The following is a 16428-nucleotide window of genomic DNA, read 5'->3' on the forward strand; positions in this document are numbered from 1 at the left end:
AAGGATGTCTAGAGAAATTGTCATAAAAACAGATGCACTCACCAAAAAGTTTGGTGATTTTGCTGCTGTAGACGAAATCAGTTTCGAGGTTACGAAAGGCGAAATTTTTGGTTTTTTAGGAGCAAATGGTGCTGGTAAGACTACAGCTATTAAAATGCTTATCGGATTAAGTAGACCCACCAGTGGAGAGGCAACTGTAGCTGGTTATGACCTATATAAGGAGACAGAGCGTATCAAGAAACGTATTGGGTATATGTCTCAAAAATTCAGCCTATACAACGATCTCACACCACAGGAAAATATTAAGTTTTTTGGTGGAATCTATTCGCTTTCACGAAAAAGTATCAAAGAGAAAACACAGGAGATTCTAGAAAAACTAGATCTGGTGGATGTTGCTAATACCCCCGTATCAACTATTCCTTTGGGGTGGAAGCAACGGCTGGCTTTCGCTGTTGCGACACTGCACGATCCTGAAATTGTATTTCTGGATGAACCTACGGGCGGAGTAGACCCTATGGTGCGCAGACAGTTTTGGGAAACCATTTACGAAGCTTCTGATAATGGTAAAACTATTTTTGTGACCACACACTATATGGATGAGGCAGAGTATTGCCATCGGATAAGTATTATGGTAGCGGGCAAAATTGCTGCGCTCGATACCCCAGACAGTTTAAAAAAACAATTTGAAGTCGAATCAATGGATGAAGTGTTTGTAAAACTAGTACGAAGAAACGAAAACACAACATCAAAAATTTCAAAATGAAAAAAATAGAGCTTCAACAATTACATATTTTATTGACTTCAAGCCTATTAATCACTATGCTCTCTGCTAAGAATTCAGGTAAGTTTACCGCGACTATAAATACTATTTCAAAACAGAATCAAGACTATATGGTTTTTATGCTCTTTCATAGAAGGGTCGACTTCCCACTAGAGTCTCGAAAGACTTTTAATATAGGTAAAGTAACCAATAGCTATAGGTCTGCACTTATAGGTACAACTAACCTTACCAAAATGGAAAAATGTAATTATAAAAATCACATGTTTCACTAAATAGTAGTTCAAACAACATCACGATCAAATTTGTAGTACTCAATTAGAAGATGAAGGTATTTCTAGCATTTTTAAAAAAAGAATTTTATCATATCCTAAGAGACAAACGTACTTTGCTTATCTTATTTATAATGCCTGTTACACAAGTATTAATTTTTGGCTATGCAGTAACCAACGAGTTTAAGGATGCACGCATTGACGTGCTGGATAATTCAAGATCTCCCCTGAGTAGAGAATATATAAATCATCTCCAAAGCTCGGGTCATTTTCAACTCAATCAGTCAATAACCAATTATAGAGATATCGAAGAAGGTATGAAAGCCGGTAACTCCAAATTTGCTCTAGTTATTCCTCATGATTTTTCGACTGATTTTTTAGCCAAAAAACAACCCGAGGTACAATTATTAGCAGATGGTTCTGACCCTAATAATGCCACTACATTAGTACAATATGTTAATCAAATGTCATATAGTTTTATAAATAACAAGTTTCCTAATAGTACTCAAAAAAGGTCTATTACTGTTTCCTCAAGAATGCTTTACAATCCTCAATTAGAAAGTGCTTACAATTTTATTCCAGGGGTAATCGCTATGATCCTCCTTATTATTTCGGCAATGTTGACTTCCTTAACTATTGCAAAAGAAAAAGAACAGGGTACAATGGAAATCTTGCTGGTCTCGCCATTATCACCTTTCATTATTATCTTAGGAAAGGTAGTACCCTATGCCATTCTTAGTTTTATTAACGCCTTAATCATTCTACTGCTAGGGACTTCAATTTTTGACGTACCCATAAGAGGTAGTATTATTCTGTTGTTACTAATGTGTTTGCTCTATGTAATTGTTGCGCTCGCGCTAGGCATTTTAATTTCAACTGCTGAAGACACCCAACAAGGCGCAATGATGAAATCTATGATGGGATTGATGCTGCCCACAATGATATTGTCAGGATTCATGTTTCCATTATCTAGTATGCCACAAGTTTTACAGGGGTTAGGACATATTGTACCGGCTACCTATTTTATCGAAATTCTCAAAGCTATAATGTTAAGGGGTACAGGACTGCTTACCATTTGGCTTTCTACTCTGGTACTAATAGGAATGGCCATCGTATTGCTAGGGTTGGCTATTAGAAATTTTAAAATACGACTGCAATGAAACGGTTGATATTCCTTATAGAAAAAGAATTTATGCAAATTTTCCGTAATAGGACTATACTGCCTATGATGACTATTTTACCGATAATTCAACTACTGTTACTCAGCAGTGCAGCTTCTAATCAAGTCAAGGAAGTACGTATTAGTATAGATGATCGGGATAAGAGCTTATTTTCTTACGAATTAATTGCAAAAATTGACGCCACTAAAAGATTGATTGTAAAACCATTACCACTAAAAAGCAACGATGCTATGCTAGCCATGCAGAATGACGAGACAGACATAATTCTAAAAATTCCCAAAGGATTTCAAAAAGATTTCTATCGTTCTGACCGACCCGAGTTGCAAATGTTAGTAAACGCAATCAACGGACAACAAGCCACTGTAGGTGCTAGTTATGTCACGACGGTCATTCAGAATTTTAATCGCAATAAGCTTAAACAAACTTCTGCCCTTACGAGTCCAATCCCTATTTTCACAATTAAGGATCGTAGCTGGTACAACCCAGAATTAAAGTATACCCATTTTATGGCAACAGGAATTCTTGCAGAGCTTACCGCATTGCTTACCATCATACTCTCTGCAATGAATGTAGTACGAGAGCGTGAATTAGGAACGATCGAGCAAATTAATGTAACGCCCATTAAAAAATGGCAGTTTATCTTGGGCAAGCTCATTCCATTTCTTTGCATAGGGATGGGGCTGTTAACCCTGGGATTGATTGCGGCAAAAATTGCTTTTAATATTCCAATGGTAGGAAGTGTTAGTCTCCTTTTTTTGTATGCATTTTTTAATATAGTTGCTGTTTTAGGCCTAGGCTTCTTAATATCCAACTTTGCAGAAACTCAACAGCAAGCTATCTTTGTCGCCTTCTTTTTTGTCATGATTTTTATTTTGATGTGTGGTTTATTCACCCCTATAGATAGTATGCCAAAATGGGCGCAATATGCCACAATCCCCAATCCCTTAGCACATTTTATATCCGTTTCGCGCAAGGTATTATTAAAAGGGAGTGGATTATATGATATAAAATGGGAATTTATTTATACCATTATATTAGCTTTCATTTTTAATTTTTTGGCAGTTCGTACATATAAGAAAACAATTTAATTATGGTAAGGTAAAAGCAACATCAATTCAAGACAAATGATAGTGTACACCACTGAATACAATGAATCACAATGATGTGAAAAATAGTATATCCGCCAAAGATTATAATTCATGTAACAAAGAAAAAGTTGGACTAAAAGACTACTTAAACACAGAACAGAAAGCTAGTTTATAGAAAATTGCCAATAAACGAATGTCCTATACATAAAACGCTTTTTCAAGAGGTTAAAATTAAAAACTTCTGTTATGTAAAGGTTGAAAGAATGTTCTGGTAATAACATAACCACATTCAATAAGTACATATGCGTTATGTTATTTTCATTGTCTTTAGTCAATAAATTAAAACATTTCAAACATTAATTACTTCGTTAGCCGCTTCAAGCACGCCAAATAAGCCTGCTCATAATTACGCTTTTTCCTGTCTGATAGATAGGAATTGCCAATCAAACCCAAAACTTTATCTGTGTTCTTGGTCAAAGATAAAAACACACTATCTACCTGCTTTTGCGAAATACCAGCCAGCTCGCCAAGTGTATGGAATTGCTGTTGGATAGTACCTAAGGCTTTATCCCTTGGTACAAGACCATCATCCAACGCAAAGTCCTTATCTTCAATATGAATGCGACTGTTCAATAAATCGTAGGCTGGACTCAATCTGTAATCGCCCAATTCAGTTTCTATCAGTGAAAAGTTTTTAAAATGCGCATCGCCGTTAGAAAACTGATAATTGAAAAGTATCATTTTAAAGAGTTTTGGTGCCTCAACACTGTAAGCTGGAACAAACTTTTTAAGGATATCAAAAAGTTCAGAATAGTTGCCCAAATATTTGTAATGCTCACCGTGGGTTTGGGGTGTTCTTCCTGCCAAGGTGGCAAAATCTTCCTGCGCCCATTTACTTCCATCGTCTTTTACATCAAAGCGCTTGGTAATATAAGCTGGTGCACCGTTACTGAAAAAAATAAGGGCGTTTTCTGCCGTTTCTATGTTGTACACTTGTCGTGCTATTTGCATCGTGAGATGTTCGTTAGCCGGCATTTGGTCAGGATTTTTACCAGCATTGGGTATGGGTTTTAAAATATACTGCCCTTGCTCGCCTTCTTTTATGAGACGTAGTTTATTCTTTTCGAGCAAGACAGAAAACTTTTCCTGCACACCAGAGATGGACATCCGTTTTTGGTTTTCTTCAAAAAGTTGATCGGTAACTTCATTTGTTGCTGGAGATTCATAGGGTAAGACGTGGCTTACCTTTTTACCATCAAACGTACGTCGTAACGCTGTCGCGGAATAGGTGTCGTGACCTTCCTTCAAGGTTCCTGGGCAGTTATGTATCGCTGGTAAACTCATTGGTTTTCTATTTTTTCGATACGCACAGCACCTATGGTGTCATATTTTGCAGTGTTGAGCAAGATGCCAAAATGGTCGTTTTTATCAATGCGCAGCGCAAAACAGACCACCTCCTTGTTAGTGCCTTCGGGCAACATATTGTAAAAAAAAGGGAATAAATATGGTGAACTAAACTCCTTTTGGGTCTTAGGTAATGTCAAACTAATCGAAGGTTTGTTGGCAGCGTTAAACCACACGTCCAAATACTGGAAGATAAACTCTCCATTATCCAATTGGGTCAGCAAACCTGCTTCCTCGTTTTTATAGAACACCTTGGCCTGTCTCATTCATCAGTCTCTAATTGTTTAACTTGTAAAGTGAGTTCCAGGCCCAAAGCATCGGCCAACTTACCCAAAGTCTGAAGTGTGGGATTGCCCTTGCCGCTTTCAAATTGTTTTAAGGTACGTAAGCTCACTCCAGACAAATCTGCGAGCGTCTTTTGGTTGACCTGCAACATTTCCCTACGGGTTTTAATGGCATCTATAATATCTTGAAAGTGCATGATATTGCTCTTTTTATACCAAAAATAGTATAACCAATGGAAATAAACAAGAAAAGAGCAATACAATGCACTTTTCATTAGTTTTTTACTCTATTAGGTATTTGAAAGGCTAAATAGTGCAACATAATGCGCTATTTATATTTTTTATTTAGTCGAATACCTACCGCTTCTCTATCCCCAAACGCTTTAACCGCGATTCTAAAGTCGTATTGGCTACCCCCAACAGTTTGGCAGCTCCGTTGGGGCCGCTTACGCGCCATTTGGTTTTTTCTAAAATATGCAATATGTATTTGCGTTCCAGGTCTTCTTTGCGCTCTTTGATATATTCCATATCGTAAATTTCGGGTACCGGGATACTGGGTGTGGATGCCCCGGGAATGGTATCGTAACTTGTTTTTTGCGGAAAGATCTCTAATACCCTGCCCTTCTGAAGAATCATGGCCTGTTCTAATACATTTTGCAGTTCTCGCACATTACCGGGCCACGGATATTTACGAATACGTTCCATGGATTTTTCGGTATACCCCTTAAAAGGCAGCCCCAGGCTGTGTGATAGCTGCCTGCCAAAATGCTCGGCCAGTAGCACCGCATCGTTACTGCGATGGCGTACCGGGGGCAACTCTATCGGAAAGGTATTGAGTCGGTAGAACAGGTCTGCTCTAAACTCCCCTTTTCTAACCAGTGCTTCCAGGTTCTTATTGGTTGCGGCAATTACCCTAAAGTCGAGTTTCAGGGTTTGGTTGCTACCCACGCGCTCTACTTCCCGTTCTTGCAGTACCCGTAATAATTTAGCTTGTAATTCAAGAGGCATATCCCCGATCTCATCTAGAAAAATAGTGCCCTTATCGGCCAGTTCAAATTTACCAATACGCTGCTTCATCGCGCCCGTAAAGGCCCCTTTTTCGTGGCCAAAAAGTTCGGACTCTACAATCTGTGAGGGTATGGCGGCACAGTTCACTTTGACCAACACCCGCTCTTTTCTGGGGGAATTGTTATGTATCGCACGGGCTATCAATTCTTTTCCCGTTCCCGTTTCGCCTAACACCAATACGGTAGCATTAAGATCGGCTACTTCTCGTATTTTGGTAAATACCTCTTGCATCGTTTCGCTATCGCCCACAATCTCATCAAATCCATAAGTTTGCTCAACCTCATCCAACAGATAGGCTTTTTCTTCCTGTAATCTAAGGTTTAAGGCATTCACTTCGTCGGTAATGATGGCTTTTTCTAAGCTTTCTGCGAGTGCGTAGCGGATGGTCTCAAAAAAGGGTGTCGCCCGTGTATCATAGAAATATTCGGGTTTGTGATACAAACACAGTAAAAAGTTCATCCCACCGGCTAACGGAATGGCCAGATTTGCCACGGCAGGTGCACGGATTACGTCTTGCGTGGCCTTATATAATACCTGCCCTTCTTTGGTGTTCGTCCAGGGATCTTTATACTTTTTTTCAAAAAAATAGTGTTCTACTTTGTCGATAGCACTAGCAATCACCTTTTCGTCCTGGTTGCTGGCACGGGCAAAATCTTTTGGTGTCCACGAGCGATATTCTTCTTTACCGATGCGTTCTACCGCTTGATAGATGTGCATTTGTTTGCCCTTACGTATCGAAAAAGCCGCAAAGGTAAACGGCAGGTGCTCCTGCACAAAATCCAGAAAGTCGCGTATGCGCTCCTGCCAGCTTTTTTTCTGGCCAAAAATAGAAATTACGGCCACCTGCTGACTTTTTTCCAGCTCACGGCGTTCAATTTCTTCTATCGCGAGAATGTTGGATATTGCAGCGGATACCTGATGCGTTATCGCAGCAAATAACGAAATGTCTTTGTCACCATACGTATTAGGCTTTTTACTGTTTAAACTCCAGACTAGCTGTGTGCCGTTAGTAGTTGTAAAAGCCTTGGCGATTATACTATAATAACCTAACTGTTCAAATGCCTCAGCGTAAAAAGTATCTGAATCTTTAATAATTTCATCTCGATTAAAGATGATTACATCTTTACTAGATAGTACCTTTTTCATTTGAGCACCTGTAGGTAGCATATCATTATCATACTCCATAGTGTGCTGTAAAGAATACACATCAGATTCAAGAGAATTAAAATCCAAAAACTCTTTGTAGTTTTCTAATGAATTGCTAAACAGCCCAATTCCTGCATCATCAAAGGGAATTACGTTTTTTATTTTATCAAAGACTACCTTAAATAATTGATTTCTGCTTCTGATGGTCGCAAACTCTTTGGCCAGGTCTACCAGTAAGGACTTTTCTTCTTCTCGTTCTTTTAGGTGTTCTGTGGCTAAAATGTTACTAATGGCTACGGCTAACTGGTCACATACACTTTGAAAGAGCGGTTTAGACACTTTGTTGACATCATCTTCTTTCCTGTAGTTTATCCAAAAGGTACCCAACACTTCATTGCCCAGTTTAAAAGGATAGACCAACGACCTATCGTAGTCGCTTTTTTTCAAAAACCCCATTGTCTTAGCATCGCTTAGATGGCTCCAATCCTTTGTCCAATCAAACACTATGGGCTGTTTTTCTTTAGATGTCTTTTTGATACTCCAGGCAACTCCGGAACCCTTTAACGGATTCCATAAGGTTCCATCCTCATAATGGTCAAAAACTAATGGGTTTATAGCAGATTCGCCAACTTCATAATAAGCACTCCAATCGGTGTATTTCTCCTTTTTCTCATCAAGGATGATAATACCCGTATCGTAAAAATGGAAAATGGGTTTTAGCTTTTGAATGATGTATCGTAGCAACTCTTGCTTAGAACGGATGGATGCAATGCCTTCGCTAATGGTAAGCAGGGTTTCTTTAAACTGTTTTTCTTCGAGTACGTTTTCGTTAGAAATAATATTGGCCAATGCCAATGCCACTTGTTGAGAAAAGTTTTCAAGAAGATTCACCTGTTCTTTGGTGAGTGAAGGTTCATCTGCGTAGACCATTTCTAAGCAACCTAAAAGTGTTCCCTTATGATACAACTTGTTAAGTAGCGTGTGACTGTAGTCATTTTTCTTTAATAGATGTAAGCCTTCATAATCAGGAAATTTTTTGACCCACTCATCGGCTGATGCTAATAAAATATTAGGGTGCTTATCAAAATATTCCTCAAAGGGTGAACCACTAAGGGGTATCGTGTTTTCAAAGAATTTCGTATTGAGTGGTCCAATAACATCCGGGTCGTAGTAAACCACCGAAAAATTATCTTCTTTCAACAATACAATATTCAGATAGACGAACCCAAACAAAGGTTGTACTGTATCACTTACGACTTTAAACAACGAATTTGTATCCTGTATTTGGGCGATAGATGCTGTCACTTCCAGAAGTTGTTCTGTTAGTCGTTTTTCTTTCAGCACCTGCTCATTGGCCAATACGTTATTAACGGCCACCGACATTAAATCTGAGATGGCACGGAATTTTACGATATCTTCCTGTGTATAAAAGTTTTTTGAAAAAGAAGAAAAAATCAGCACTCCATAAGTCTTTCCTCTCGCCTGTAGTGGCCCAGCTAAAATTTCTTTAATACCTGCATTGCGCATCGCCTCATATTGCGGATATCCTGGTATTTTTTGGGTGAGTTCCTTAAAATCTACAATCAATGGACCATTGATAGCAAAGTACTCTGTTGGCGAACCGGGATGCTCAAAGGGCCCGTAACCTACCGAATTTTGCAGTTCTACTTCAATTGGGGCTTCAATGGCGTCTTCAGTTAATTCCTGATGGTATTTTCCGTCTTCTGAAAAGACGAATATGCCGTGGTTATCAAAACTAATAACGTCTTTTACCCGAGTGAGCACCTTGCTGAACAGTTCCTTTCTGCTCTGTGAATCAGCTACCGCTTCGCTAATGCCGAGCAGGGTTTCTTTAAACTGTTTCTCTTCCAGAACCTGCTCATTGGCCAGAATTTTTAACACAGCGGTTGCCATTTGCTCGGCGATGGGTTTAAAGAGATTGAGATGCCGCTGGTGGTAGCGAATATCACTATACGAATTAAAACATAACATCCCAAAGGCACTATCGCCATCCCACAAAGGGCCACCCAGCAACTGCTGTAGCCCCGCTTGTTTTACAATTTTCTTTTGCGGATGGTCAGCCAAATCATCAAGATGGTAAACCGCGGGTTCATTTTCCATTATTTGTGCAATGGCCGAGTTTTTATGCAAAAACCTGGCGTGGGCTCCAAATTCTGCCTCCACTTCACTTTGTACGGTGGCTTCACCGATGATCTCCGTATTTACTAGTTCATAATGGTATTTTCCTGTTTCGTCCAGTACAAAGAGGCCATACTCATCATAGGGGATGATGGCCTTTACTTTTATGAAAAAGGTTTGTAGCAGCTGCCTGCGGTCTTGTATACCAGCTACGGACTCGCTGATTTCCAGCAACTGCTCGGTAAATTGCTTCTCCAGCAACAGGTTTTCATTGGCCAAAATATTCAGTACCGCTAGGTTGATTTGATTGGCGATGGAATCAAAGAGCGTGAAGTCCTTTTCGGTATAGAAACCCTCTTGCTTGCTGTTAAAACAAAGCATCCCAATCTTTTCGCTTTCCTTCCTGTCGGCAGACGTGGCGCGAAAGAGTGCCCGGCAGATAAACTGCTTCGTGCCCTGGGCTTTCATCTCTTCATATTGTTCGTGCCCTGGATGTTGTTGGTTGATGTCTTCAAAGGATAACAGTGTAGGTGTGTCCTGCATCATTGCCTCGATGACCGAACCTTTGTGTGGCAAGTAGCCTGAGATCCCCTTTTTTAGGATTTCGGTACTGGCTTTTGTGATTCCGTCATCCACCACCCAATCGATATGATTTTCGCCGGTTTCATCTAATGTGAACAGGCCTGCATCATCGAACGGGAAGATTTCGTGAATGCGTTCATAAATAATAGTAAGCAGTTCTTTGCGGTGACGCACTTTGGCTATGGGTTCGCTAAGGGCTAATAATTTTGTTTTCTCTTGTTCGCGTCTTTGTATCTCTTCGTTAGCTAAAAGATTACTTACCGCAACCGCAATCTGATCTGCCACGCCCTGAAACAGGGGGAAATAATCTTGAGTATAAAAATTTTTTTCTAAAACATTTACACAAAAGAAGCCAAGGGTCTCGCCACCGTACGTGAGTAAGGTTTGTAGGCTATCGCGGTGGCCTATTTTTAAGATTGCCTTGCTTTGTTCGTACTCTGGAAAACGCATTGCCATATCTTTGATATCGATGATCGCGGGCCCGTTTGCTTTTTTCAACAGGTCTAATTCCCAAGCCATATTACTTCCTTCGTGAATCGGAAGAGGTACATTAACGGCATTGTCATAGTGCATCATCAAATTGGCTTCTTCCAGGTGAAACTCTTCGTACTTGGTAGCCCAGTCCTCTAGGTGTGTTTTTTCTTTATTGAAAATGAACAAGCCAATATCATAAAAGGAAAAGAGCGGTTTTACTTCATCTACGATAATGCGCAGCAAGTCTCGACCATTTTTAATCGTCACTAGGAGTTCGGTAATACGAAGTAAGGTGGCGTTAAGCGTTTTCTCGCTCTCAATATTTTCTTTATCTAGAATATTATTCACCGCTATGGCCAATTGGTCACAGATAAGGCTAAAAAACTCAAATTTTTCTTTGGGAAAGAAGTCTTTTTCTAGCGCATTAAGGCAAAACATTCCCAAGGTCTTGCCCTGAAACACTAATAAACCTGTAAGGCAATCGCGGTAGCCAGTCTCTTTAGTATATACGAATTGAGGATAATCGGGAAATCTCTGATGAAGCTCCTTATAATCTAACAACAAAACATCACCCGCTTCTTCCACTTCTTTCATACAATACGCTACCGAAGAACCTTTGTGCTTCATCTTGGCATTCCCCTTTTGCTGATGCTGGTAATTAACGTCTGAGGGCTCTATTTCCGGATCTTGTGCCGTAAGGTCAATGTGGTAGTCTTCTTTTTCGTAAACGACAAAAAGTCTTGCACTATGATAGCCGAACACAGGTTTTATTTGCTCTAAAATGGCTTTTAACAATTCTTGGCGCGTAGATGTGCCTGAAAAGGCTTTTGCAACTTGGTATAGGTGATTATAGCCAAAAGGAGCTGCTTCCTCTGATACAAACTCTTTATCTGAAGACATAGCACTAATTTTTTAACAAATTTACGCTATTTTCGTAAATAGTAATACGGTTACGAAATTTTAGTATTTTTAAATTCGAATAATAGTCCTTACTATCCTTATGAATCTCTCAGGCCTAGGCGAACGCTTTGCCAATTTTTATCGAAAATACATTCCAAATAGTATGGTATTTGCCTTTACAATGACTATACTGGTTATGTTATTGGCATTGATTTTTACCGATTCTAATCTAATAACCCTTCTAGAATCCTGGTATACTGGAATGTGGGAATTATTGGGCTTTAGCATGCAAGTAGTATTAATGCTCATACTGGGATATGCGATGGCGGTAAGCCCGCAATTTAACCAACTTATCAAACTACTGGCACGTTATCTAAAGACACCACGACAGGTATACTTTCTTATTCCATTAATCGGTGCTTTGCTGTGCTTAGTGAATTGGACCTGGTTAATTTTAACAGCAGTTTTAGCCAGGGAAATCGCCAAAGAAGTAAAAGGCATTCATTATCCGTATTTAATGGGCATTACGTATTTCTCAGGATTGAGTTGGGTTTCTGGTATTTCGAGTACCGTTTTGCTCCTTCTTAATACACCAGATAATTATCTAATTCAAAATGAAGTCATTACTAACGTGCTTCCAACGGCTTTAACCTTGGGTTCCAGGGTTAATTATGTGATGGTTGGCTTTTTTGTAATCGTTGTGCCTGTGATTTGTTGGCTATTAGCGCCTGTATATCATAAAAAACAGTCATTAGATGCCTTGCTTATTACAAATACCAATGTTGCTAAAAAAACGGATCCTAAGCAGAAAAACGAAAGAATTGAAGCCAAAAAGCATCTGTCTGGCTGGGTAGAAAATGTAGCTTTATTCCCGTATATCATCGTTACATTAGGATTGAGCTATATTATTTATCATTTCTACAGCAACGGTTTTGAGCTCAACCTAAACATCGTAATTTTTATCTTTATGATGCTGGCGCTGTTACTACACAGAACACCTGCCCAGTTTGGAAAAGCTATTAAAGAAGCCAGTGGTAATATCTCTGGAGTGATTATTCAATATCCCTTTTATGCAGGTATTATGGGTATTTTTACGTTTGCCGGACTGGGTGAAGTATTTGCCAACTCTCTTAGCGAAGTAATGACGCTAGACAATTACATCTTTTATTCTTATGGTATAGGCGGTGCGGTTAACTTTGCGATACCTGGTGCCGGTGGTGAGTTTGCCATAATTGGTCCTGGTATTTTACAAGCGGTTACCGATTTAAGTGCCAGACTACCACCAGAAGTAGTCAACGAGAATCTGGCACGCGCAACCCTTGCCATTACCTATGGCGAAAACTGCACTAATATGCTACAGCCCTTTTTCTTTATGGTGTTTATCATCCCAATTATGGGTGTAGGCACTAACATTCAGTCCAAGGATATTATGGGGTATTTATTTCTTCCTTTTGTACTTTCGGTAGTGTTTCAGCTGTTGATTGTTGCCTTTGTGCCTGTTTAGAGCAAAGTAGTATTCAAAATCAGCGTATACAAATCTGGATATCCGAATCATTGCTTTTATTTACAGCTACTACAGCTATTTGATAAGACTCAATTCGTTATTTACGATAATCTCGTAAAAATTACAGTACTTTTTTTCAAAAATATCGTAAAATTCAAACCGTCAAATCCTATCTGGAAAATTTACAATTTTAGAAAACCACAATAATGGCGTGGGTTTGTAGCTTTTTGGGTTCTATATGAAATCAATTGGTATCGTCTATGCCATTACTACTAGCAAAAACAAAACTAGTAGTACTCATGACAATTTCATCAGACAATTTAACTCCGCTCACCTTAGAGGAGTATGTAGAGGAGCTATCCCCTATCGTTAATCAACAGCAAGAACTTAAATCGTTTAAAAAGGAATTTTTCATTTATAAGTTAGAAGATTTTACCTTAGAAGAAAATCAATTTCCTTTTCCGTTCATTGCTGATTTCTTTTCGGTATTCTTTATCGAAAAAGGAAAAATGAATAAAATCGTACAGTTAGACGCTGTAGAGCTCAAAAATCAGGAAATCTTTTTTAGCAAACCAGGAGAAGCCAAAACCTGGAAACTCAATAACAGTTGCCACGGCTATTTTGTAGGCTTCACCCGAGAATACCTTCTTACGTTGGTCGATAATAAGAACATCTTAAACTCTTTTGATTATTTATTACCTGATGTACGTAAAAAGTTTGTCTTGCAGCGCGCAGAACACGAACTGTTGCGTACCGTTTTTAAGGAGATGCTCTGGGAAACTCGTAAACCCAGAAAATACTCTGACGATGTGATCAGGCTCTGGTTATTCGTTCTGCTTATTAAGGCAAATCGTATTTATGCCAACGGCAATGGCAGTAATGGCTTGGGCACCACCAAAGAATCATCACACTTTGTGTATAATTCGTTTCTAGTTTCGTTAGAAGATAATTTTACACGATTACTCAAAGGCGAAATAGACAGGCCCTATAATGTTGCCCAATTTGCAGAAAGCCTGAATCTAAATCCGTCCTACCTTAATGAATGTGTAAAGAAAACGAGCGGCAGAACCACAAAAGACTTGATTTCTAGAAGGTTACTACTTACAGCGAAATGTCAACTTTTACATACAGGTAAAACCGTTTCTGAAATTGCCTTTGATCTCGGTTTTGAAAGCCCAAGTTACTTTGCCCGCTTTTTCAGAAAATATGAAAAAATGTCGCCTCTAGACTACCGAAATATGGATCCTTTAGCATAAACCGAAATACTATTAAAAAAAGTACAAAACTCAATTTTACGTTGTACGCATCTACTGTAGGTGCTATAGTAACTTTCTAAAGTCTGAATGTCAATTTTGTTTAACCTTCATTACACAGCAAAAAATTTCATTAATAGTTCTTTTTAATAATAAATCATTTAAAATAAGAGTATTATACATAATTATTCCTATTGTAAAAATACCAATTACCACACGAGATAGTAAACAAAAGTGGTCTATATACTATGAAAAGTACTCTATTCTCTTGCAGATAAATTAAGAGATTTGATAGTGTAAAGTTATTCTTCTCTATGAAGGAGCAGTTTAAATTGATTTGGATAACCCTTAATAAACGTATAAAAATGCAATTCAAACCTGTTAACATCATTCAAAATTATCTCATCGGGCTTGAGATGGATAATGAAGCCCTTGTAGCGACGTGCATTTCTCACGATGTATTGTTTTATCTCAAAAAACTCAACAGCGCACCACTACTTTTTGTAGGAAAGGAAAATTTTTTTAAAGCTTTTAGACAGCATCTCTCTTTTATGGGTAGAAAGCTCAATCTGCACAATCAAGGTACCTGGGTACTTGATAAAAATCTTTCTATCCAGATTTTACGAGGTGAATTTTTAGGGAATAAAGACTACTCGCACCTTATCATTGAATATAAAACCGAAAAGGAAAAAATAAAGAGTATACAGGTTGTAGAGTCTAACCCTATCCCTGCAAAATATAACAAGATCGTTAACCAGGATACCGAAGATTTATTAATAACACCATAAGCCATTAAAAATGAAACAATGTAATTTGCACCTTAAGCCCCATAATTCTTTTGTATTTGCTATAGTTTTACTGACTGTTTTTTTGATTTTTAACGGATGTAAAGAAAAAGATGAAAAACAAGAGCAAGCCTTATTAGAAGCCAAAGTTTGCAAACCTAAAGCAGAAAAAATTACAGAATGGGACGAGTACACCGGCCGTTTTGAAGCTACAGATTTTGTAGAGGTACGTGCGCGCGTAAGCGGATATATCGACCACGTAAACTTTACAGATGGACAAACTGTAAAAAAGGGTGATGTTTTATTTATCATAGACCAGCGCCCTTTTCTTATAGCTCTACAACAAGCAAAAGCTGCCTTTGGCGAAGCTAACGCCAATTTAAAACAAGCGCAGGATAACTTTACACGTGTAGAATCTCTGCGGGAGAGCGGAGCAGTTTCTATAGAAGAATATGATAGAAGACAACAAGGAAGGGCGAGGTCTCAGGCAAGTTTGCAATTGGCACAAGCACGAGTAGATGAAGCGAAATTAAATTTAGAATTTACAAAAGTGCGTGCTCCCATTTCAGGTAGAATAAGTCGTGACCTTGTTAATGAAGGAAATTTAATTAACGGCGGTACAGCAAACTCTACTATACTCACCACCATCGTTTCTACCGATCCTATTTATTTTTATTTTACGGGTAGCGAAGCAGATTTTTTAAAGTACTCGCGTCTTGACCAAAAGGGCGAACGCAATTCATCACGAGAAGAGGCAAACCCCGTTTTTATACGATTGCAAGATGAAAAAGAGTATGCTCACGAAGGCAAAATGAATTTTGTAGACAACCAGATAGATCAAAATACAGGCACTATCGAGGCAAGAGCCATACTGGATAATAAAGATGGACTCTTAGAACCCGGAATGTTTGGCCGTGCACGATTACTTGGCAGTGCAGAACATCAAGCCATAATGATACCCGACGAAATCATTGGCACCAACCAATCGGTACGCTATGTGTATACGGTTAATGACGCCAATGAGGTATCTGTAACCAATGTAGAACTGGGACCATTGCATACCAATGGGTTACGCATTGTGCGAAATGGGCTAAAGGCAAATGACAAAATCGTAACCTCAAACATTCAAAAGATACGACCTGGCATAACCATTAGTCCTGTAGAAGGACAAATAGTAGCTGTAAATGAATAAATAAAAATGACGGGGAAAAAACTTATTCAAAGACAACCGCTTCATATAAAAGAGCGTATAGAAAAAGGATACGGTAGCACGGGCAACTATTATAACGAGCTTTTTCAGATGATGACAGATATTCATTATATCGAAGAAAAAGGATATTCCCAAAAGCTATTGCAATTGAAGGAAAATGCACTCAAACGCAGGCAAAATGAACTTGAAAATTTTGGCGTTGCTTACGCAAACGATATTATCAATGCTATACGTATCGATGTAGAAGTTTACTTTAATAAACGTGAGATTGAAGCCCTTCAACACGAGCAAACTAAATACGATGAGTATTTGCATTCGTTTTGGCAGAATTTAAAACAATTTTTTGTCTCAAAGTGATTA

General features: G+C 38.7%; 13 protein-coding genes. 9 read left to right on the forward strand and 4 right to left on the reverse strand.

What is annotated here, in order from left to right; translation table 11 throughout:
* Window positions 1–4 precede the first annotated feature (4 nt).
* The 4 genes from J8281_RS02400 to J8281_RS02415 are packed head-to-tail and all read left to right on the forward strand — an operon-like array spanning window position 5 to window position 3319.
* Entirely contained in the window at window positions 5–763 is a 759-nt protein-coding gene (locus J8281_RS02400; protein WP_210195978.1) for an ABC transporter ATP-binding protein, read from the forward strand.
* Window positions 760–1053: a hypothetical protein gene (locus tag J8281_RS02405; protein ID WP_210195979.1), complete on the forward strand. Its 294-nt coding sequence runs from the start codon at window positions 760–762 to the stop codon at window positions 1051–1053. Before J8281_RS02400 ends, J8281_RS02405 begins: the two co-directional genes overlap by 4 nt.
* 50 nt (window positions 1054–1103) lie before the next feature.
* Window positions 1104–2210 (forward strand): ABC transporter permease, encoded by a 1107-nt coding sequence (locus J8281_RS02410; protein ID WP_210195980.1) that lies wholly within the window; start codon window positions 1104–1106, stop codon window positions 2208–2210.
* Window positions 2207–3319, forward strand: a complete 1113-nt coding sequence (locus J8281_RS02415; protein WP_210195981.1) for an ABC transporter permease — start codon at window positions 2207–2209, stop codon at window positions 3317–3319. Before J8281_RS02410 ends, J8281_RS02415 begins: the two co-directional genes overlap by 4 nt.
* Window positions 3320–3679: 360 nt before the next feature.
* On the opposite strand, the gene J8281_RS02420 is transcribed toward J8281_RS02415, so the two are convergent.
* From J8281_RS02420 to J8281_RS02435, 4 genes are all read right to left on the reverse strand, one after another.
* Window positions 3680–4663 carry a type II toxin-antitoxin system HipA family toxin gene (locus J8281_RS02420; protein WP_210195982.1) on the reverse strand — a complete coding sequence of 328 codons (984 nt, stop codon included), beginning with the start codon at window positions 4661–4663 and terminating at the stop codon, window positions 3680–3682.
* Window positions 4660–4989, reverse strand: coding sequence for a HipA N-terminal domain-containing protein (locus J8281_RS02425; protein WP_210195983.1), 330 nt, complete (start codon window positions 4987–4989; stop codon window positions 4660–4662). Before J8281_RS02425 ends, J8281_RS02420 begins: the two co-directional genes overlap by 4 nt.
* Window positions 4986–5282: a helix-turn-helix domain-containing protein gene (locus J8281_RS02430; RefSeq protein WP_246848938.1), complete on the reverse strand. Its 297-nt coding sequence runs from the start codon at window positions 5280–5282 to the stop codon at window positions 4986–4988. Before J8281_RS02430 ends, J8281_RS02425 begins: the two co-directional genes overlap by 4 nt.
* An 82-nt stretch (window positions 5283–5364) precedes the next feature.
* On the reverse strand, window positions 5365–11316 hold the full coding sequence (locus J8281_RS02435; RefSeq protein WP_210195984.1) for a sigma 54-interacting transcriptional regulator: 5952 nt from the start codon (window positions 11314–11316) through the stop codon (window positions 5365–5367).
* Between the two features lie 100 nt (window positions 11317–11416).
* Between J8281_RS02435 and J8281_RS02440 the strand changes: the two genes are divergently transcribed.
* The 5 genes from J8281_RS02440 to J8281_RS02460 all read left to right on the forward strand — a co-directional run bounded on the left by J8281_RS02440 (window position 11417) and on the right by J8281_RS02460 (window position 16425).
* Entirely contained in the window at window positions 11417–12820 is a 1404-nt protein-coding gene (locus J8281_RS02440) for a TIGR00366 family protein (protein ID WP_210195985.1), read from the forward strand.
* Between the two features lie 299 nt (window positions 12821–13119).
* Entirely contained in the window at window positions 13120–14076 is a 957-nt protein-coding gene (locus tag J8281_RS02445) for an AraC family transcriptional regulator (RefSeq protein WP_210195986.1), read from the forward strand.
* 362 nt (window positions 14077–14438) lie between these two features.
* A complete protein-coding gene (locus J8281_RS02450) occupies window positions 14439–14861 on the forward strand; it encodes a hypothetical protein (RefSeq protein WP_210195987.1) in 423 nt (140 codons plus the stop codon).
* Window positions 14862–14871: 10 nt separating this feature from the next.
* A complete protein-coding gene (locus J8281_RS02455; RefSeq protein WP_210195988.1) occupies window positions 14872–16050 on the forward strand; it encodes an efflux RND transporter periplasmic adaptor subunit in 1179 nt (392 codons plus the stop codon).
* A gap of 6 nt (window positions 16051–16056) precedes the next feature.
* Window positions 16057–16425 carry a hypothetical protein gene (locus J8281_RS02460; protein WP_210195989.1) on the forward strand — a complete coding sequence of 123 codons (369 nt, stop codon included), beginning with the start codon at window positions 16057–16059 and terminating at the stop codon, window positions 16423–16425.
* Window positions 16426–16428: the final 3 nt, after the last annotated feature.

It is taken from the genome of Aquimarina sp. U1-2 (genome assembly GCF_017897595.1).
Taxonomy (GTDB): domain Bacteria; phylum Bacteroidota; class Bacteroidia; order Flavobacteriales; family Flavobacteriaceae; genus Aquimarina.